21 protein-coding genes are annotated in these 20,929 nt (G+C 39.4%); 16 read left to right on the forward strand and 5 right to left on the reverse strand.

Features of this window, described 5'->3' with window-relative positions; genetic code table 11:
* Positions 1-62: 62 nt before the first annotated feature.
* The 10 genes from yccS to DPV97_RS08065 all read left to right on the forward strand — a co-directional run bounded on the left by yccS (position 63) and on the right by DPV97_RS08065 (position 11,063).
* Entirely contained in the window at positions 63-2,216 is a 2,154-nt protein-coding gene (gene yccS, locus DPV97_RS08020; RefSeq protein WP_070713959.1) for a YccS family putative transporter, read from the forward strand.
* Positions 2,217-2,317: 101 nt separating this feature from the next.
* On the forward strand, positions 2,318-2,896 hold the full coding sequence (gene rsxA / locus DPV97_RS08025; RefSeq protein WP_049363585.1) for an electron transport complex subunit RsxA: 579 nt from the start codon (positions 2,318-2,320) through the stop codon (positions 2,894-2,896).
* Between the two features lie 70 nt (positions 2,897-2,966).
* On the forward strand, positions 2,967-3,560 hold the full coding sequence (rsxB, locus tag DPV97_RS08030) for an electron transport complex subunit RsxB (protein ID WP_070713956.1): 594 nt from the start codon (positions 2,967-2,969) through the stop codon (positions 3,558-3,560).
* A complete protein-coding gene (rsxC, locus tag DPV97_RS08035) occupies positions 3,553-5,613 on the forward strand; it encodes an electron transport complex subunit RsxC (protein ID WP_070713954.1) in 2,061 nt (686 codons plus the stop codon). Before rsxB ends, rsxC begins: the two co-directional genes overlap by 8 nt.
* Before the next feature lie 14 nt (positions 5,614-5,627).
* Positions 5,628-6,710, forward strand: coding sequence for an electron transport complex subunit RsxD (gene rsxD, locus DPV97_RS08040; RefSeq protein WP_070713951.1), 1,083 nt, complete (start codon positions 5,628-5,630; stop codon positions 6,708-6,710).
* The gene (gene rsxG, locus DPV97_RS08045; protein WP_070713949.1) at positions 6,710-7,336 is read left to right on the forward strand and encodes an electron transport complex subunit RsxG; all 627 of its coding nucleotides are present in this window, start codon (positions 6,710-6,712) and stop codon (positions 7,334-7,336) included. Before rsxD ends, rsxG begins: the two co-directional genes overlap by 1 nt.
* A 10-nt stretch (positions 7,337-7,346) precedes the next feature.
* On the forward strand, positions 7,347-8,057 hold the full coding sequence (locus DPV97_RS08050) for an electron transport complex subunit E (RefSeq protein ID WP_070713945.1): 711 nt from the start codon (positions 7,347-7,349) through the stop codon (positions 8,055-8,057).
* Positions 8,054-8,689, forward strand: a complete 636-nt coding sequence (gene nth / locus DPV97_RS08055) for an endonuclease III (RefSeq protein WP_070713943.1) — start codon at positions 8,054-8,056, stop codon at positions 8,687-8,689. The genes DPV97_RS08050 and nth overlap by 4 nt, the downstream gene beginning before the upstream one ends.
* Positions 8,690-8,715: 26 nt before the next feature.
* The gene (locus DPV97_RS08060) at positions 8,716-10,089 is read left to right on the forward strand and encodes a sodium-dependent transporter (RefSeq protein WP_070713939.1); all 1,374 of its coding nucleotides are present in this window, start codon (positions 8,716-8,718) and stop codon (positions 10,087-10,089) included.
* Between the two features lie 416 nt (positions 10,090-10,505).
* Entirely contained in the window at positions 10,506-11,063 is a 558-nt protein-coding gene (locus DPV97_RS08065) for a YbhB/YbcL family Raf kinase inhibitor-like protein (protein ID WP_070713936.1), read from the forward strand.
* Here DPV97_RS08065 and DPV97_RS08070 read toward each other — a convergent pair.
* The 5 genes from DPV97_RS08070 to DPV97_RS08090 all read right to left on the reverse strand — a co-directional run bounded on the left by DPV97_RS08070 (position 11,041) and on the right by DPV97_RS08090 (position 16,762).
* A complete protein-coding gene (locus DPV97_RS08070; protein ID WP_243585081.1) occupies positions 11,041-11,850 on the reverse strand; it encodes an AraC family transcriptional regulator in 810 nt (269 codons plus the stop codon). The genes DPV97_RS08065 and DPV97_RS08070 overlap by 23 nt on opposite strands.
* Before the next feature lie 455 nt (positions 11,851-12,305).
* Entirely contained in the window at positions 12,306-14,249 is a 1,944-nt protein-coding gene (locus DPV97_RS08075; RefSeq protein WP_111382948.1) for an ABC transporter ATP-binding protein, read from the reverse strand.
* 45 nt (positions 14,250-14,294) lie between these two features.
* The gene (locus DPV97_RS08080) at positions 14,295-15,647 is read right to left on the reverse strand and encodes an anti-phage deoxyguanosine triphosphatase (protein ID WP_070713931.1); all 1,353 of its coding nucleotides are present in this window, start codon (positions 15,645-15,647) and stop codon (positions 14,295-14,297) included.
* Positions 15,644-16,339, reverse strand: a complete 696-nt coding sequence (locus DPV97_RS08085; protein ID WP_049374531.1) for a CidB/LrgB family autolysis modulator — start codon at positions 16,337-16,339, stop codon at positions 15,644-15,646. Before DPV97_RS08085 ends, DPV97_RS08080 begins: the two co-directional genes overlap by 4 nt.
* Positions 16,340-16,345: 6 nt before the next feature.
* Complete coding sequence (locus DPV97_RS08090; RefSeq protein WP_049374530.1) at positions 16,346-16,762, reverse strand: CidA/LrgA family protein; 417 nt, start codon at positions 16,760-16,762, stop codon at positions 16,346-16,348.
* 112 nt (positions 16,763-16,874) lie between these two features.
* Between DPV97_RS08090 and DPV97_RS08095 the strand changes: the two genes are divergently transcribed.
* The 6 genes from DPV97_RS08095 to DPV97_RS09740 form a co-directional block, all read left to right on the forward strand.
* Positions 16,875-17,390, forward strand: a complete 516-nt coding sequence (locus tag DPV97_RS08095) for a thermonuclease family protein (protein ID WP_070713928.1) — start codon at positions 16,875-16,877, stop codon at positions 17,388-17,390.
* Positions 17,380-18,582, forward strand: a complete 1,203-nt coding sequence (locus DPV97_RS08100) for a cysteine desulfurase (RefSeq protein WP_070713926.1) — start codon at positions 17,380-17,382, stop codon at positions 18,580-18,582. Before DPV97_RS08095 ends, DPV97_RS08100 begins: the two co-directional genes overlap by 11 nt.
* Positions 18,576-18,950, forward strand: coding sequence for a SufE family protein (locus tag DPV97_RS08105; protein ID WP_070713924.1), 375 nt, complete (start codon positions 18,576-18,578; stop codon positions 18,948-18,950). The genes DPV97_RS08100 and DPV97_RS08105 overlap by 7 nt, the downstream gene beginning before the upstream one ends.
* A 2-nt stretch (positions 18,951-18,952) precedes the next feature.
* The gene (locus DPV97_RS08110; RefSeq protein ID WP_070713921.1) at positions 18,953-19,738 is read left to right on the forward strand and encodes a Zn-ribbon-containing protein; all 786 of its coding nucleotides are present in this window, start codon (positions 18,953-18,955) and stop codon (positions 19,736-19,738) included.
* 24 nt (positions 19,739-19,762) lie between these two features.
* A complete protein-coding gene (queF, locus tag DPV97_RS08115) occupies positions 19,763-20,602 on the forward strand; it encodes an NADPH-dependent 7-cyano-7-deazaguanine reductase QueF (protein ID WP_070713918.1) in 840 nt (279 codons plus the stop codon).
* A gap of 146 nt (positions 20,603-20,748) precedes the next feature.
* Positions 20,749-20,929, forward strand: a 181-nt coding sequence (locus DPV97_RS09740) for a helix-turn-helix domain-containing protein (RefSeq protein WP_431830725.1), incomplete at its 3' end; no start/stop codon positions are given.

Consider the following 20,929-nt stretch of genomic DNA (forward strand, 5'->3'; position numbering starts at 1 on the left):
AGCCTCCCCGCTCACTTTTTTATCATCCAATTTTTAGTCACACAATAAGCAAGGATATCAACATGAACCAATGGCTTAATGCAAAAGTAATCGCTTCAATACCTATTTTTATTGCAGTGAATATCGCAGCGTTTGGTGTCTGGTTTTTTGATATTTCTACGCAATCCATGCCCTTAATTTTGGGGATAATTGCAGGCGGTTTAGTGGATTTAGATAATCGTTTGACTGGACGATTAAAAAATATCTTTTACACATTAATTGCCTTTTCTATTTCAACCTTCATCGTTCAGCTTAATATTGGTCAACCCATCCAATATGTATTGTTGATGACCGTCATCACTTTTTTATTTACGATGGTTGGCGCTGTGGGTGAACGTTATCGTACCATTGCATTTGGTACACTGGTGGTAGCCATTTATACCACCCTCACTTATACACCGGATAATTCTGCGAGCTGGTTTATCAATCCGGTAATGATTTTATTGGGAACATTGCTCTACAGCATCGTAACCATCATCGTCTATCTCTTTTTTCCAAACCGTCCTATCCAAGAAAGTGTCGCAAAAGCTTTTTGTGCATTAGGTAATTATTTAGATGCCAAATCAGAATTTTTTGATCCTGATGAAATTGATGAAATCGAGAAAAAACACCTCAATTTCGCGATGAAAAATACCAATGTGGTGGATGCCTTTAACCAAGCAAGAACAGCACTTTTCTATCGTATTCGTGGACAACATCGACATGCTCGCACACAACGTATGATTCGCTATTATTTTGCAGCGCAAGACATTCATGAGCGTGCAAATTCCACATATTTTGATTATCGACAAATTGCTGAACAACTCAAAAATACAGATTTAATTTTTCGCATTCAGCGCTTGCTCGAATTACAAGCGCAAGCCTGCCATGATATTACTGCTTGTCTGCGTCAAAATACGCCTTATCACTATAATATTCGCGTAGAAAAAGCATTAATGGGCACAATTCAATCTCTTGAGCTTTATAGCAAAGAACACGCTGAACAAAACAATGTTTTACTTGCTCTTCAAACGCTTATTGATAACCTGAAAAGTATTAACTGGCAACTACGTCAGCTTGAGCAAGAAACCAGTGAAAATGACCAAACGGCACAAATCCATACTGAGCAAATTACAGGCCTAAAAAATATTCTGTCTGTTATCGGAAGTAATTTTACTTTTGAGTCACCACTTTTCCGCCATGCTGTACGTTTGTCTATCGTGGTATTCTTGTGTTGTACTATTGTTGAATTTTTCCAATTTAATTTGGGTTACTGGATTTTGCTTACGGCGGTCTTTGTTTGTCAACCAAACTATTCCGCAACCAAAGTGCGGTTACGTCAGCGTATTATTGGGACGATTTTAGGGGTAATTATTGGCTCTTTATTGCCTTACCTCAACCCAACATTAGAAATGAAACTTGGCTTAATGGTGGTGACCAGTACGCTCTTTTTCTTCTTCCGCAGTAATAATTACAGTTTCTCAACGTTCTTTATTACCTTACAGGTATTGATCAGTTTCGATGTGATGGGATTTGACACACAATCGGCGCTCTTCCCTCGACTCATTGATACAGTCTTAGGTTCAGCCATTGCATGGTTTGCGGTTTCTTATCTATGGCCGGATTGGAAATATCTCCAACTCGATAAAGTGAGCTGTCAAGCCATTCAAAGTGATGCACAATATTTCTTACACATTATTAGCCAACTGCAATTTGGTAAAAGCGATAATTTAAAATACCGTATTGCACGCCGTAACGCTCATCAATATGCGGCAGCATTAAGCACAACGCTTTCCAATATGAATAATGAGCCGAAGAAATATCAGGCCTATTTGCAGGAAGGTTTTGACTTGTTAAAAATGAATTATTCCCTATTAAGCTATATTTCTGCTTTAGGGGCATATCGCAATAAAATGGCGCAATTACAACAAACTACCGAGTTTTTGTCAGACTTTTATCCTGTTGCGAAAAAGGTTTTATATACACTGGAAAATATCGAAAAACTTCGTCCTGAAATTTTTGAAAGGCTCCAAAATAGTATTGAACAAAGCCTTAAAAAAATTCAGTGGGATGAAACCCAAGCCAAAAACAATGCGCTCTTTGCATTGCCATACCAGCAACTTAATTTGATTTCTCAATTGCTACCTCAGCTATATCGCTATTTCCAACATAGCCAGGTAGAACCAATGAACAAATAAAGAACAAAGGAAAAACTGACCGCACTACCCCGAATTTTTTATTGTTCTCAAGGCGATAAACAGGGATAATACGCCACTTATATAAAATAAACTTAGACACAATGACACATTATATTCTACTCGTTATCAGTACTGCATTAATCAATAACTTCGTTTTGGTCAAATTCTTAGGACTTTGTCCATTTATGGGTGTGTCCAAAAAGATTGAAACAGCAATTGGTATGGGGCTTGCTACGACATTCGTATTAACCGTGGCATCATTGTGTTCTTATTTAGTCGATAATTATATTTTAATGCCGCTAAATGCCACATTTTTGCGCACGTTAGTCTTTATTTTAGTGATTGCCGTTGTGGTTCAATTTACTGAAATGGTAATCAATAAAACGAGTCCATCACTTTATCGCTTATTAGGGATTTTCTTACCGCTGATTACCACAAACTGTGCCGTACTCGGCGTGGCATTATTAAACGTTAATTTGGCACACAACTTAACAGAATCTGTCATTTATGGTTTTGGCGCCTCTTTAGGTTTTGCGCTGGTTTTAGTTTTATTTGCAGCATTGCGTGAACGCCTTGTTGCTGCAGATGTACCTATTACGTTTCGTGGCTCGTCTATCGCATTAATTACAGCCGGTTTGATGTCTCTCGCCTTTATGGGCTTCGCCGGATTAGTAAAATGATTTATCTCTTGATGTTTATTACTGTAACAGTGATTTTTCTCGGATTATTTTGGAATAACACTAAAAAATAATGTTTATCTTAATTTCAGTAACCGTTCTCGCTTTAATTTTTGGTGCGATTTTAGGCTTTGCTTCGATTAAATTAAAAGTTGAAGCCGATCCTATCGTCGAAAAAATTGATGCCATCTTACCGCAAAGCCAATGTGGGCAATGCGGCTATCCTGGCTGCAAACCTTATGCCGAAGCGATTGCCAATGGTGACGTTATCACAAAATGTGTTCCAGGTGGTCGCCCAACGGTGGTAAAAATTGCCGAAATCATGGGTGTTGATGTACCCGCAATGGATGATGTAGCTGAACCAGAAGAAATGGTTGCCTTTATTGATGAAAATATGTGTATCGGCTGTACCAAATGTATTCAAGCCTGCCCTGTTGATGCGATTATTGGCACGAATAAAGCAATGCACACTATTATTGCCGATCTCTGTACAGGCTGTGAACTTTGCGTCGCACCTTGTCCGACTGATTGTATTTCCATGATTAAAGTGAAAAAAGATATTGATAATTGGAACTGGAAGTTTGATCCTAAATTAGTCATTCCGGTTGTAAATACCACAGAAATCGAGAAAAAGTTAGTGGTTGGGGAGTCGGAATCACATGGCTGATGTATTAACGAGATTTAAATCCGGCAAAATTTGGGATTTTAAAGGCGGTATTCATCCACCTGAAATGAAATCTCAATCAAACCAATCCCCTATTCAGCAATCAGAACTTGCTTATGATTTTTATGTGCCGATTAAACAACATGCCGGCACCGCAGGAGATGTATTAGTTAAAGAAGGCGATTATGTCCTAAAAGGCCAACCTTTAACACAAGGTGATGGCTTAAGAACCTTGCCTGTTCATGCGCCGACTTCTGGTACTGTAAAATTTATCGGAAAACATGTTGCGCCTCATCCTTCTGGTTTAACCGAGGATATGATTCATATTCAAGCGGATGGTTTAGATAAATGGCGTGAGCAATTTCCACTTGAAGAATTTTTTACACAACCGGTAGAGCAACTTATTGATCGTATTTACCAAGCTGGCATTGCCGGCTTAGGTGGTGCAGTATTCCCGACTGCAGCCAAAATCCAATCGGCTGAAAAGAAAGTTAAACTCTTAATTATTAACGGCGCAGAATGTGAACCCTATATTACCTGTGATGACCGCTTAATGCGCGATTACACCGACGAAATGATCGAAGGGATTCGCATCTTACGTTATATCTTACGCCCTGAAAAAGTGGTGATTGCAGTTGAAGACAATAAACCTGAAGCAATTCATGCTATTCAGCAATCACTACATGGTGCAAATGACATTGAATTGCGCGTTATTCCGACTAAATATCCATCCGGTGCAGCCAAACAGCTGATTTATTTACTTACCGGCATGGAAGTGACAAGTGGCGGACGATCTTACGATATTGGCGTATTAATGCATAATGTCGGCACGGCTTTTGCGATAAAAAGAGCGGTCATTGATGACGAACCGTTAATTGAGCGCGTCGTCACGCTTACGGGTGATAAAATTTCCGAGAAAGGCAATTACTGGGTTCGCTTAGGCACACCGGTTGACCACTTATTGGCACAAGTTGGCTATCAATATGACGAACGCTTCCCTGTTTTTGCAGGTGGACCAATGATGGGCTTGCAACTTTCAGATCTCAATGCCCCCGTCACCAAATTAATTAACTGTCTATTGGCACCTGATCATTTTGAATATGGTGAACCCGAACCGGAACAATCTTGTATCCGCTGCTCTGCTTGTTCTGACGCTTGCCCTGTTAATTTAATGCCACAGCAACTTTATTGGTATGCTCGCAGTGAAGATCACCAAAAATCTGAAGAATACAGCTTAAAAGATTGTATTGAATGTGGCGTGTGTGCTTATGTTTGCCCAAGCCATATTCCGCTTATTCAATATTTCCGACAAGAAAAAGCCAAAATTTGGGAAATTAAAGAAAAAGCGAAAAAAGCTGAAGAAGCAAAAATCCGTTTTGAAGCCAAACAAGCTCGTATGGAGCGTGAAGAACAAGAACGTAAAGCACGTTCACAACTCGCGGCAGAAGCTCGCCGTGAAGAGCTTGCAAAACAAAAAGGTGAAGACCCGGTTAAAGCGGCGTTAGAACGCTTGAAAGCAAAACAAGCGGGTTCAGCAGCAAATAAAGAAACGAAAACTATTGTATCTGAGAAAGGTGAAATCTTACCGGATAACCATGAGCTCATGGAACAACGTAAAGCCCGTCGTCTTGCTAAACAACAATCGCAAGCAGATACAGGCACTGTGACAAATGCAACAACGTCACAAACTGACGAAAAAGATGCGAAGAAAGCAGCTGTTGCTGCAGCTCTAGCAAGAGCGAAAGCAAAAAAAGCAGCTGCTCAAGGTGAAATAGTTGCGACAAATGCAACTGAAAGCGCAGTAGAAAAAACAGATGAAAATCCAACCGCACTTGATCCTAAAAAAGCCACGGTAGCTGCAGCCATTGCGAGAGCTAAAGCTAAGAAAGCCGCCGCTAATAGTGAAACTGTTACAACACATGCAACTGAAAGCGCAGTAGAAAAAACAGATGAAAATCCAACCGCACTTGATCCGAAAAAAGCCGCTATCGTAGCAGCCATAGCAAGAGCTAAAGCAAAAAAAGCGGCGGCTGAAGCTGCCAAAGAAACAGAATAACGCAGGAAAAGATTATGTTTAAGAAAATGGTGAGTTCGCCTCATACCCATTCAGGCAAATTAACCGCCCGTATTATGTTATGGGTGATTGCAGCCATGTTGCCTGCTCTGCTCACACAAATTTATTATTTTGGAATGGGTGTTTTGGTGCAATCCGCCTTGGCTATTTCTTTCGCATTATTGCTTGAGTTTATTGTGACCAAATTGCGTAATAAGCCAAACCTGGTCTATATTTCAGATTTTAGTGTGGTGCTTACTGCCTTAATTTTAGCGATGGCGATTCCGCCTTATGCACCTTATTGGGTGATTTTAATCGGTACGCTTTCCGCTGTTATCCTAGGCAAACACGTTTATGGTGGCTTGGGACAAAACCCATTTAATCCGGCTATGGTGGGTTATGTGGTGCTATTGATTTCTTTCCCTCTACAAATGACAAGTTGGATGCCGCCTATTTCATTATTAAATGAACCCCCAACATTTGCGGATTCGCTTTCTTTAATTTTCACAGGCTTAACCACTGACGGTTTTAGCTTAAGTCAACTCGTCCATTCCATTGATGGAATTACACAAGCGACGCCATTAGATAGTGCAAAAATCTTCTATAACTTACATCAAGGCGATGAAAGCGTATTTCATGATTTTGTAAAATTACCGATTTTATTACAAAACGGGACTGACTTTGCTGAAGGTTGGTGGCAGATTAATCTTGCATTTATGCTTGGTGGGATTGTATTAATCTTAAAGAAAAAAATTCACTGGCAAATCCCTGTTTCAATGCTCGTGACCTTTGTAACCTTAGCAACAATCACTGCGATGTCAGGCCATCATCATTTAAGTATGATAAGCCAACTCTTTAGCGGTGCCATGATGTTCGGTGCGTTCTTCATTGCCACTGACCCAGTCACAGCTTCTATTACACCTCGTGGTAAGCTTGTATTTGGTACTTTAGTCGGACTATTGGTTTACCTCATTCGTTACTTTGGAAACTACCCTGACGGTGTGGCATTTGCGATTTTGTTAAGTAATATTTGTGTGCCTCTTATCGACTACTACACCCGTCCTCGCGTAGCTGGGTACTTTGCAAAAGGGAGAAAATAATGGGTATTTTAAAAGTCACCTCCCGTTTTGGTCTTTTATTAGGTTTCATCGCATTGCTTTGTACAGCAATTTCTGCGGGCATTTATATGCTAACAAAAGATAAAATTGATGAAGCCATGGCTGAACAACAAAAAGCGTTATTGCTCCAAGTAATCCCTCAAAATTACTTTAATAATAGCTTGCTTGAAAGCGTGGATACACCCGAGCAAGATAAACTCAAAGGTATTCAAAAAGTCTATTTTGCGATCAAAGATCATGAGCCAACAGCCTATGCTTATGAAACCACAGCGCCAGATGGCTATTCAGGTAATATCCGTTTATTAGTGGGGATTACACCAAAAGGTGAAGTTTTAGGTGTGCGTGTCATTGAGCATAATGAAACCCCAGGATTAGGCGATAAAATCGAACTTCGTATTTCTGATTGGATTTTAAGTTTTACAAACCAAGTTATCGTACCGGAAAGCCTAAAAGATTGGGCGGTCAAAAAAGATGGCGGTAAATTTGATCAATTTTCTGGCGCAACCATTACGCCGCGCGCGATTGTTAATCAAGTAAAACGCTCTGCTCTCGTGATGCTTGAAAATGAAGCATCGCTCAACGAAATGGCAAAAAAATACGCGCAATAGGATATTTATTATGACTGATTTAACCGAAAAAACGACCGCGCTAGATGAGCAAAGTGCGATTGAAAATTCAGAAGAAATAACTCAAACGCCTTCTGTTTGGAAAGAAATCTTTATTCAGGGCGTATGGAAAAACAATTCAACTCTCGTGCAATTATTAGGACTCTGTCCGCTCTTAGCTGTTTCGAGTACGGCAACAAATGCCTTAGGTTTAGGGCTTGCGACGATGTTGGTTTTAACTTGCACCAATACAGTTGTTTCGCTCTTTCGTAAGCAAATTCCTCATGAAATCCGTATTCCGATTTATGTGATGATTATTGCGACTACCGTAACGGTGGTGCAATTATTAATGAATGCTTATACCTATACACTCTATCAAGCACTCGGGATTTTTATTCCTTTAATCGTAACTAACTGTATCGTCATCGGTCGTGCAGAAGCCTTTGCCTCTAAAAATAGCGTAGCACATGCTGCCTGGGATGGTTTTTCAATGGGGTTAGGCATGGCATTAAGTATCACCGTATTAGGTGCATTACGTGAAATCTTAGGCCAAGGTACCTTTTTCGAAGGGATTGAAAACTTATTTGGTCAAGGTGCGAAATTCCTTACATTACATATTTATCACGCTGACAGTAGCTTTTTACTCTTTATTCTTCCGCCAGGTGCATTTATTGGATTAGGCATTCTATTGGCGATTAAAAACCGAATTGATATGAAAAAATGAACCAAGCTAAACGAATTGAAATTCTCACTCGACTTAGGGAGCAAAACCCGCATCCCACCACGGAATTAGAGTATAATTCGCCTTTCGAATTACTCATCGCCGTGATCTTATCGGCCCAAGCCACCGATAAAGGTGTCAATAAAGCGACGGCAAAATTATTCCCTGTAGCAAATACGCCACAAGCCATTTTAGATCTTGGCTTAGAGGGGTTAAAAGAATACATTAAAACCATCGGGCTTTATAACAGCAAAGCAGAAAATATTATTAAAACCTGCCGTGATTTAGTTGAGAAACACAACGGCGAAGTACCTGAAAGTCGTGAAGCCTTAGAAGCCCTTGCAGGTGTTGGTAGAAAAACAGCGAATGTGGTACTAAATACCGCTTTCGGCCACCCCACTATTGCAGTGGACACCCATATTTTTCGCGTATGCAACCGCACGAATTTTGCCCCTGGCAAAGATGTGCTAAAAGTAGAAGAAAAGCTGCTCAAAGTTGTACCCAAAGAATTTAAAGTAGATGTACACCACTGGCTTATTTTACACGGACGCTATACTTGTACCGCACGAAAACCTCGCTGCGGTGCTTGCATTATTGAAGATCTCTGCGAATACAAAGAAAAAACAGAATATTAAACGAATAAAATCAAACGGAATATATTATGACAACAAACAATCAATCTCGCCAAACGTGGTCTAGTCGACTAACTTATGTTCTCACCGTAGCGGGGGCGACAGTTGGCTTTGGGGCAACATGGCGCTTTCCTTATTTAGTGGGTGAAAATGGCGGTGGCGCCTATGTACTCCTCTTTTGTATTGCGATGATTGTGATTGGTATCCCGATGATTTTAGTGGAAAACGTTATCGGACGCCGTTTGCGTGTGAATTCCATTGATGCTTTTGGCGATAAAATCCAAGATAAAGGTAAAAACATCTCCAAATATTGGAAGATTCTCGGCTACATGGGGCTTCTCGGCGCATTTGGTATCATGGCCTATTATATGGTGCTTGGTGGTTGGGTAATGTCTTATATCATCAGCCTAATTAATAACACCCTTGATATTTCCACACCAATTACAAAAGAAGTGGCTAAAGATTTCTACGATTTACATATCAGCAACAGCCCATGGGAAATCATGCTTTACACATTCCTGTTCGTGGCGGTGAATTACATCATTTTAGCGAAAGGTATCATTGGTGGGATTGAACGTTCTGTAAAATACTTAATGCCATTACTCTTTATCTTCCTAATTGGTATGGTAATTCGTAATCTTACCTTACCTGGCGCAATGGAAGGTGTAACTTTCTACTTAAAGCCTGATTTCAGCAAAATCACACCTAAATTATTCATCTTCGTATTAGGGCAAGTATTCTTCGCTTTAAGCCTTGGTTTCGGTGTATTGATTACCCTCTCCAGCTATTTGAACAAGGAAGAAAACCTTATTCAAACAGCCGTTATTACGGGTTTTACTAACACCATCATTGCTGTGTTATGTGGTTTTATGATCTTCCCCTCATTATTCACATTCGGCATTGAACCTAACGCAGGGCCAACCTTGGTTTTCCAAAGTTTACCAATTGTATTCTCACATTTATGGGCGGGTAAATTCTTTGCTATCGTGTTCTTCGGTTTATTGCTTATTGCAGCATTAACCACGTCAATTACGATTTACGAAGTCATCATCACCGCATTACAAGAAAAACTCAGAATGCGCCGAGGCAAAGCGATTTTTGTTACCTTAATGGGGATTTTCCTATTAGGTAACGTGCCATCTATTCTAGGTGATAACCTTTGGAAAGATTTCACCATTTTCGGTAAAAGCATTTTCGATGCCTTCGATTTCGTCAGCGGAAATATCCTCTTTATGTTGACCGCACTTGGCTGTGCCATTTTCGTTGGTTTCGTGTTAAAAGACGATGCAAAAAAAGAGCTCTCTTCGACACCAAATTCAGTCTTCACCACAATTTGGTTTAACTATGTCAAATTTGTGGTTCCTGTAATTATTTTGGTGATTTTTATTAGTAATTTAATCTAACAAAATAGACCGAAAGCAGTGCTCAAGTGCTGCTTTTTTATACGTAAAAATCAGAAAACCTACCTGCTAACCAATTGTTTATAAACAATAAAAATTCTCTATAGAATAGAATAATTTATTCAAATATTTTACTAGGATCCATTTTATACTACAACCAGAAACCTGTAAAATATACTTAATAATCAAGCTTTTATTATTTCCGAGGGCTTCAAGGCTAGGCTCAGATTTGCTTTCAATGATTTTGGACGATTTATACTGCGAAAGGTGTTGAGCAAGAAAAGTCAAAGCACGCAATTAATTTTTGTGAAAATTTGCAAACTATATCAAAAACTAAAAATATTTGAGCGTTTTCGCACAATTTTAGTCAATAATATTTCCTATAATAACGCTTCATTTACATCAGAAAAGGAAAAACAATGAAAAAAATAATCTCAACTACATTTTGTTCGCTTGTTGCTGGCGTAGCTTGTGCGCATTCATCAGTTTTTAGCATCAATGTACCCGATTTACCTGAATACGGATTTCACGTCAAAAACGTATTAAGTGCCAACTACGGTTTTGGCTGTAATGGAGAAAATCTGTCACCAGCGATTTCTTGGGCAAATGCCCCAAAAGGAACAAAAAGTTTTGTAGTGACGATCTACGATAAAGATGCGCCGACAGGCATTGGTTGGATGCATTGGATTGTTGCAAATATTCCCGCAAATACGACTTCTCTTCCTGAAGGCATTGCAGAGGACGGCAGCAATTTGCCGCGAGGTGCATTGCAAACTCGGACTGATTTTGGCATGCCAGGCTTTGGCGGCGCTTGCCCACCAAAAGGACAAAAACATCGTTACGAAATTAAGGTCACGGCAGTAGGTGTGAAAACCTTGCCAAAGGTGAAAGAAGATACAATGCCTGCTTTAGTAGGGTATTTTACTAAAGCTAATGCCCTTGCAGAAGCATCTATTATTGTGGAGTATGGTCGCTAATCATAATACCAGATTGACGAACCTCTAACGGCGAACAGCCAAAATGCTGTTTAAATTTCACCGAAAAACGTGAATGACTCTCATAACCAACTGCGTAAGCTATTTCTGAAATCGGGCGTTGAGTAACTTGTAATAAATTCAATGCTCGCATCATTCGAACTGTCGTCAATACTTCCCGAAACGATGTTTTTTCTGCAGCAAGATGGCGGCGTAATGTGGCTTCACTGGTATTTAATGCTTTTGCCATTTCACCAATTTTCCAGTGATGTTCAAAATGCTCTGAAATTTTCTTACTAATTTTACACTTTAAAGTAGGTGTATAAAAAGGGTTAAACACACCACCTTGTTCAGCTAACCAAGCCAATAATTCCCATAAACGAATTTCCACAATACGATCAGGAATTTCATCGCAGGAAAGAGCTTGTGAAACCTGAGAAAAGGCTTGTTGCATAAGAGAGTGTTTAGGCAAGTAAAACAAAATATCAAAAGATTGCGGCTCTGAAAGTTGCTCAAAAAATCGCTCAACCACAACATTATCAATGGATAACCAATCCGCTTGATATACTCCCAGTTCATCGGGTTCATTAATTACATCAAACTGTTGATTTTCTACCAACATTACCATTTCACCTGCTTGGATAATTTTCTCCCCGTTCATCCAACGCAAAATTTTCTGACCACGCAGAACCCAAATGACTGTAGGTTGTGTAAAATAGGATTTATTTAGTTTCAATTTATGACGTTGTACAATTGTATTTTTTTCAGCTAAATTAGAGCGAATAGGCATAAGTGTTCCTCATAAAAGTGCAGTTATTTTAAGTGATTTTGGGAACAAGTTATATTATGCTAACGCCTAAATGAAAGACAGATGTTATTAAAAAGACTGATGAATCATATGCTCTATTATAAAGAGGATATTAATTTATTTTACCTATTAAGAAACTGTAGTCACAAATTAATCTACTTTCTGAAGGATTTGGCAGACGATAAAAAATTGTACAACTAAGAACCTATGGGCTATACGATCCAGTATTATTTGACAAGGGAAATCAAAGCTAAATCAAGTGTAAATCTAACATTGCAAAATGACTGCGAGTAGTCATTTGACAAGCCCCTAAACAAATATCATAGTAGAAATTTGGGATGTTCTCTTCCAAATACCCCAAGATTTTCAAGAACATTTAATTTTAGGTGAAAGGCTGGGGCTGAAAAAAAGAATAACTCGCTTTTTTTATCTATTCTCTATTTTGCTTCAGCTTGAGTTTTTTTCTCTTCAAGTTCTTCCCAACGAAGAAAAGCCGTTTCAAGTTCAGCTTCGGTGTCTGATAATTCCTTGAGCTTAGCATCTGTTACATCATGGGCTTGTTGGAAAAAGTGAGGATCACCAATTTCAGCTTGAAGTGCGGTAATTTTCTCTTCCAATTCTTCCAACAATTGTGGTAGCTGTTCTAACTCACGTTGTTCTTTATAAGAAAGTTTAACAGATTTTGGCTTTTGAGAAACAACGTCATTTTTGACCGCACTTTCCTGTGTTTTTGGTGCTTCTTTTTTGGCTTTTTGGGGCTCTTGCTCTGCTTTCATCGCAAAGTAATTGGCTTGTTGTCCTTTCGCATCAAAGAAACCTCCCACGTATTTATTTAATACGCCGTCGCCTTCAAAGAAATAACACTCCGTCGCGACATTATCAATAAACTGACGATCATGGCTGACAATCAATAAGGTGCCTTGATAATCAGTGAGGATTTCTTCCAATAATTCTAAGGTTTCTACATCCAAGTCATTGGTTGGTTCATCGAGAATCAATAGATTATTAGATTTCAGTAATAATTTAGCCAATAACAAACGGTTACGTTCACCACCTGAAAGGGCTTTTACGGGTGTCATAGCGCGTTTGGGTGGAAATAAGAAATCCTGCAAATAGCCCAAGACATGACGTTTTATGCCATTGACCTCTATATCCTGCTTGCCATCGGCAACGTTATCCATCACCGTTTTTTCCGGATCGAGATCGGCACGATATTGGTCAAAATAAGCAATGTCTAATTTTGTACCGCAATGAATGCGACCGCTAGTTGGCTTGATTTCACCTAATAAAAGTTTAATAAACGTGGTTTTTCCGCAACCATTTGGGCCAACCAATGCAATTTTATCACCACGTAAAATGGTCGTGCTGAAATCTTTGAGCAGCTGTTTGCCTTCAATCTCATAGCTTACATCTTCCATTTCAAACACGATTTTGCCTGAACGACTTGAGTTATCTAATTGTAACTTAGCAGTCCCCATCACCTCACGACGTTGGCGACGTTCTTCACGCATGGCTTTTAAAGCGCGTACACGGCCTTCATTACGCGTACGACGCGCTTTAATCCCTTGACGAATCCAAACTTCTTCTTGCGCTAAACGCTTATCAAAAAGGTCATTTTGCAATGCTTCGACACGTAAGCTTTCCTCTTTAGCGGTGAGGTATAAATCATAGTTACCTGGATAAGACACTAATTTGCCGCGATCTAAATCCACAATACGGGTCGCCATTTTGCGGATAAAAGAACGATCGTGAGAAATAAACACAATACTTCCGGTAAATTCTAATAAGAAGTTTTCTAACCATTCGATTGCATCCACATCCAAGTGGTTGGTCGGTTCATCTAATAACAAGACATCAGGATTACACACCAACGCACGAGCAAGAGCGGCTTTACGCAACCAACCACCCGATAAATCAGCTAATTTAGTATCAGGGTTTAACTCTAATTTTTGCAGAACTTCATTGATTTTATTTTCAAACTGCCACCCATTGGCATGCTCTAATTTTGCTTGCACTTGCGCCAGTTGGTTAAGAATTAGCTCACTGTAATTTTGTGTCAACTCTTGCGAAATATGGTGATATTCCTTTAACAAATCAGCTAAATGCTCAATGCCTTCTGCCACATAATCAAATACATTCCCTTCAGCGTGGCGAGGCGGATCTTGCTCTAAACGTGAAACCACTAAATCTTTTTCATACTGCACCTTGCCGTCATCCATGGTAACTTGCTGTGCAATAATTTTTAATAAAGTCGATTTACCTGCACCGTTACGCCCCACTAAACACACGCGCTCATGGGGTTCAATATGCAGTTCAGCGTGATCTAGTAAGGGGTGATCACTAAAATAAAGATAAGCGTTAGTTAAACTAATTAATGCCACAAAATTGTCCTATAAATTCAAAATATCAATAAAAATAACCGCACTTTAGAGCTGGTGATAAACCTTTAAGGCATAGGCATCTGACATGCCCGCGATATAGTCACAAATAATACGTTTTTTACCCTGCTCCGGTGCATTTCTCCAACGATTAGCGGTATTCGTTGGCAATAAACGTTCTGGGTCTGACTCAAAAATCTGGAACATTTCCGTAAGAATGCGTTGCCCTTTATATTCAATACGTTGCGTTTCGACATGACGAATCACGTATTTCCACACAAACTTTTTAAATACATTTAATGCCGCAATTACATCTTGCGGTAGTTCCGCGTTATAACGTAACAATGGCTCATCAAAATTGCCGGTAACTTTCCAACGCACATGGGTAATAAAGAAATTCACTAATGCACCAATGGCATTTTTACGCTCGAAATGATGGTTGGAGAACAATCGTTGGCTAACTTGCTCTATATTTTTTGCCAACCAATCTGAAGGAATTGTTTTAAGTTCATCCAATGCTTCTTGCCATTGATGTTGATTTACCACACCAGTCACAATCGCATCTTCTAAATCATGCACGCCATATGCAATATCATCCGCCAACTCCATAATGCTGCAATCTAAAGATTTAAATTGTGTTTTTAAAAACTCGGCAGGATTTGACCGCACTTTTTGAAATGTTCCAAACAAAGTGCGGTCATTTTCAGAAAGGTTTTGCAACAGCCAAGTAAACATTGTGACGTCATCACGGAACAACCCTTTTCCAGGCTTCCAGTCGCTAATTTTGACATAACGCGGATCAGCATTTTCAGCATATGGCAACTGGGCATATTGCGGGGAAGATAAGTCTAAAATATTCGGATATTTCACCACACCTAAAATAGCACGACGCGTTAAATTCATCCCTGCTGTTTCAGTATAAGGCTCGAGTTTAGTAATAATACGAAATGTCTGAGCATTGCCTTCAAAACCACCATGATTCCGCATCATATAATTGAGTGCCACTTCTCCACCATGACCAAACGGTGGATGACCAATATCATGCGCAAAGCACAAACTTTCAATTAAATCATTGCTTGGTAATAAAGGTTTGAGCTGTTTCTGTAATTCACTTTTTTCGATATGAAGCATGTCTGAAATAGCAACATAACTTTCCGCAAATTTTAATTGGGAAACCAGGCTGCTACCGATTTGTGCTACTTCAAGGGAATGAGTTAAACGAGTTCGATAAAAATCATTTTCGCCCACTGCGTGAATTTGTGTTTTTGCTTGTAAACAACGGAAAGCGGCGGAATGTAAAATCCGCCCGCGATCACGACGAAATGGCGGTCGGTGATCTTTTTCGCGAGGCGGATCAGGAAGGAAACGTTCAGTCCAAAAATCAGCTAATTGGGTTCTCATAAAAATAGATGGATAACATGGAATACTAAGGGTGCTAAAATTGAGCTCATAATACCGCAAAGTACCAAAGAAATCGAACTATAACTACCAGCTTTCGGATCGGCTTCCATACAGCTTACCGTGCCTAATGCGTGAGAAACGGCACCAACAGATAAACCTACAGCTTCTTGTTGTTTAATACCAATCTTTTTCAAGATGAGATAACCAAAAACTGAACCTTGCAACCCCGCTACGACTACGCCTACCGCAGTCACTGCAGGAATGCCGCCTAAATGTGAAGACACTTCCATCGCAATTGGCGTGGTAATTGATTTTGGCAATACGGTCGCCACCATTTCAGAACTCGCCCCTAAAATAATCGCAAAAATAGCACCGGTAAACATGGAAAACAGAGAAGCTAATGTCACCACAGAAAGAATAATTTTCCACTGTTTCGCAATTTGACGAAGTTGTTCATACAACGGTAACGCCAGAGCAACAATACTCACCCCTAATAAATTATTAATCGGCGCATTGCCCGCCATATAATTATCATAAGGAATATCGCCCACCACTAAAATCAGCACAAGGATTGATACTGTGAGCACAAAAGTATTAAAAATCATGGATTTCCAGCGTTTACTAATTTGCAACGCAAGCCAAAATCCGAAAATCGTTAAAATGGTATAAAGATAAATTACATACTGCATAATAAAACCTTAGTCAGCTTGAAGATTGCGTTTTTCTAATACTTTTTTACGTTTATGAGCAAAGGATTGTTTGTAAAATAAATAATTCCCAAGAAATGCGATAATAAAGAGTGTCAGGAATGTACTGAGAATATTTGGAATGAGTAAAATTTTCCATTGAGCAACAAGTAAATCATAATATTTGATAATGCCCACGCTCACTGGTACAAAAAGTACCGCCATGTAGCGAATCAACAAGCTAGAACCAAAATAAATCCATTCCAAGCGAATAATACGAGTGGTTAATCCGATAAAAAGTATCAATAATCCCCAGATGCTTCCAGGAATTCCAACGGGTACATACTGCGAAATCAAATTGCCGAGTAGCAACATAATGTATAAAATCACGAGCGAGCGAACAAGTTGAACGCCTTTTTGGAGTAACATATTTCCTCTATCAACTTTTTTAATAACAATTAAAATTTATTTTACGCTTTTTTTGCTAAAATTACTCACTCTTTTTAGTTGATTTTTTCGATATAGATCAAAGAAATTTAAAATGATTAAGAAATTCTTTTTATTTTTAACCTTAATGTTGACCGCACTTTGGTGTCAATTTTCAGTCGCTACTGAACGCAAAATGGCGTGTTGGGTCGTTGGTGTTAGTGATGGCGATACCTTAACTTGCCTCTTACCCACTAAAAAACAATTCAAAGTACGATTACAAGAAATTGATGCTCCAGAAAAAGGCCAACCGTTTGGAAAGAAAGCCAAACAATATCTTTCACAACTTGTTTTCAAACAAAATGTGACGTTGTCAGTTTCCGGTTATGATCGCTACCAACGTATTTTGGCAACGGTTTATCTACAAGAACAAAACATCAACTTAGAAATGGTGAAAAACGGCATGGCGTGGGTTTATCCGCAATATGCTAAAAATCCAATCTACTTCCAGGTACAAGATTTTGCTCAACAACAAAAAATCGGATTATGGCGAGATCTCAACCCTATTGCCCCTTATGAATGGCGTAAACAGCAAAAAGCAGTCAAACACGGAGATAACCATGGCTTTTGATTACCAATCATTTAAACATGAATTCCCTTATTTTAAATCACCAAATACCGTGGTCTATTTGGATAATGCAGCGACGACATTAAAACCTCAAGAACTAATTGATGCAACGACTACTTTTTATCAATCGGCAGGCTCTGTGCATCGTAGTCAGTACGAAGCGGCACAAACAGCACAATATGAAAATGCTCGTCACTTAGTTAAAACCTTAATTAATGCGGAAGATGAAAAAGCCGTAATTTGGACGTCTGGGACAACTCATAGCATTAATTTAGTCGCTAACGGTTTACTCCCCTCTTTTCATGCAGATGACGAGATTTTAATTAGCCAAGCAGACCATCATGCAAATTATGTCACTTGGCACGAAACAGCGAAAAAATGCGGAGCGAAAATTAAAGTACTGCCCATTTCGGATAATTGGTTAATTGATGAAAATGTCTTGATTGCAGCATTGAATGAAAAAACTAAGTTAGTAGCACTCAATTTTGTCTCCAACGTAACGGGAACGGAACAACATATCCAGCATTTAATTCGACTAATCCGTCAACATAGCAATGCGCTCGTTTTAGTAGATGCAGCCCAAGCTATTAGCCATATACAAATTGATTTACAGGCATTAGATGCAGATTTTATCGCCTTTTCTGCACACAAAATTTATGGACCAAACGGCATTGGTGTATTAAGCGGAAAATTAAGCTCGCTTTCCCTGCTACAACCACTTTTTTACGGTGGAAAAATGATTGAGCGCGTATCCCATGAATGTATTACCTTTGCCGATTTACCTTATCGATTAGAAGCCGGTACACCAAATATTGCGGGCGTGATTGGCTTTGGTGTAGTGCTAGATTGGCTCAAAAAATGGGATTTTCAGGCTGCCGAGGCGCATGCCGTTGAGCTTGCCGAGCAAAGTAAAGTGCGGTTAAAAAACTATCCAAATTGTCGTTTATTTAATTCACCGCAACCAAGTTCTGTAGTATGTTTTGTTTTTGATGGGATTGCGGCATCCGATCTTGCTACGCTCCTGAGCGAACAAAAAATTGCGTTGCGTGTTGGCGAACATTGCGCCCAACCTTACTTAGCCCGTCTTGGTGAGCGTACTACATTAAGGCTTTCTTTTGCGCCTTACAATAGCCCACAAGATGTGGATGCTTTTTTTGCGGCATTAGATAAATCCTTAGAGTTATTAGCATGCTAGAAAACATTAAACAGGCAAAAAATTGGGAAGATCGTTACCGTTTCATTATTCAAGCCGGTAAGCATCTTCCTCAACCCTCTCCAGATGAATTAGCTCAAATGCAATCGATTCAAGGCTGCGAAGCAGGGCTTTGGTTTAAGACCATTCCACAAAATGACGGCACGTTTCAATTTCAAGCTTACAGCGAAGCGCGCATTATGAATGGTTTGTTATGGTTGTTGTTGCAAAACATCAACGGTCAAATCCAAGACCAATTACAACAATTTAATATTCGTCAATTTTTTGATGAACTTGGTATTGCCTCTCGCTTAAGTGAAACTCGCTTGAACGGTTTAAAGCAAATTCAAGAAATCTTACACAATCTGTAATTATGTATCTGATCGAACCCTTTTTTAAATTAGGCGCCTTAGAAAATGATATCGGCCAACAAAGCCGTTTGCTCAATGCAGTCATCGACCAATGGCGTTATAACGGACAAATTATCGGCCGTGAAATCCCTCTTTATTTAACGGAAGAAGAGGGAGAACAAGGTTTTGCGATGCGCGTCATTTGCCCTGAGCAAGATAGCCTTTTACCCGAGAATAATAACCAAACTGTGAATCTGGCGATGGAAAATGCTGAAAAGTACGGTCTACATTTTCAAGGTTTTCAAATTATTTCCGATGATTTAAATGCAGACAGCACCACAGAATGTAGCCAACCAGCATGGCAGATTCTCTATACTACACATTTGCAATCTTGCTCCCCCTTGCATAGCGGAGAAGATTTTTCTCCAATTCCACTTTATAAACAGCTAAAAAATCAAGCGCACTTAAGCCAAGATTTGATTAAATGGCAGGAAAATTGGCAGGCTTGCGATCAACTGCAAATGAATGGTTCGGCTTTAGAAAAAGAATCGTTAAGCGAAATCTCCGAGGTTAATAGCACGCTCAGCAAACATGGACGCTACCTTGCTGCTGAAATTGAAAAAGAAAGCGGCATACCGACCTATTATTATTTATACCGTGTCGGAGGCCATTCTTTAAAATCGGAACAGCAACGCTGTTGCCCGCAATGTGGTGGAGATTGGGCATTAAACGCGCCACTATTTGATATGATTTACTTTAAATGCGACCAATGTCGATTAGTCTCGAATATGTCGTGGAATTTTTTATAACGCTTTCATCATTTAGGAAAACAAATGAACTATCAAGATAAAAGTCTTCAATCTTTAAAACTCGGTCAAGCAACAGCATATGCTACGAATTATGACCGCACTTTGTTACAACCCGTGCCTCGTAAACTCAATCGTGATGGCTTAGGCATTACCGAACAACAGCCTTTTACCCAAGGCGCTGATATTTGGACAGCCTATGAAATTTCTTGGTTAAATCCAAAAGGTTTGCCGCAAGTCGCCATTGCTGATGTGGAAATTGATTATCGCAGTGAAAATTTAATTGAATCAAAAAGCTTTAAACTCTATTTAAACAGCTTTAACCAAAGTAATTTTGCTGATTTTGCTAGCGTAGAACGCACTATGCATGAAGATCTCAGTGCTTGTGCCCAAGGTGAGGTCAAGGTACGTTTACATCCATTATCTCACTATCAAGAACAAAGTATTGATACTTTAACGGGCGATTGTATTGACGAACAGGATATCGAAATCCACAGATACGAATTTAATGCAAACATTTTACAAAATTGTACGTCCGATAATGTGGCGGAAGAAACCTTAGTAAGCCATTTATTGAAATCTAACTGTCTTATCACCAGTCAGCCCGATTGGGGAACCGTGCAAATTCATTATGTGGGTAAACAAATCGATCGCGAAAAACTTCTCCGCTACATTGTGTCTTTCCGTCAACATAATGAGTTTCACGAGCAATGTGTCGAGCGTATTTTCTGTGACTTAATGCATTACGCCAAACCAGAAAAACTCACCGTCTATGCGCGTTATACGCGCCGTGGTGGATTGGATATTAATCCATTCCGTTCTAACTTTGAGGAAATTCCACAAAATTTACGCTTAGCAAGACAATAAATCACAAAACAAAAGTGTGGTGAAAATGATATGCCCCCCAAAAGTTGGACTCAACAACCAACAATTGAGGTGCAGATTTTTTTATGGGTAAACACTACACAATCAAATTTAAATTACAGGTTATCCAACCTATTCTGAATCGAAAAATGAGTATCAGAGAAATAGCTCGTTTTTACAATATTCCCTCCAATGCCTTAGTTGGGACATGGTTGAAACGGTTTGAAAAAAGTGGCATAAAAGGACTTATTCCCCGTAAACCATCAGGACGACCGCCGATGAAACCCCAATATGCAAAAATGCCACCGCCACCCAAAACTGAAGAAGACC

The sequence above is a fragment of the Haemophilus parainfluenzae genome, assembly GCF_003253005.1.
Classification (GTDB): domain Bacteria; phylum Pseudomonadota; class Gammaproteobacteria; order Enterobacterales; family Pasteurellaceae; genus Haemophilus_D; species Haemophilus_D parainfluenzae_M.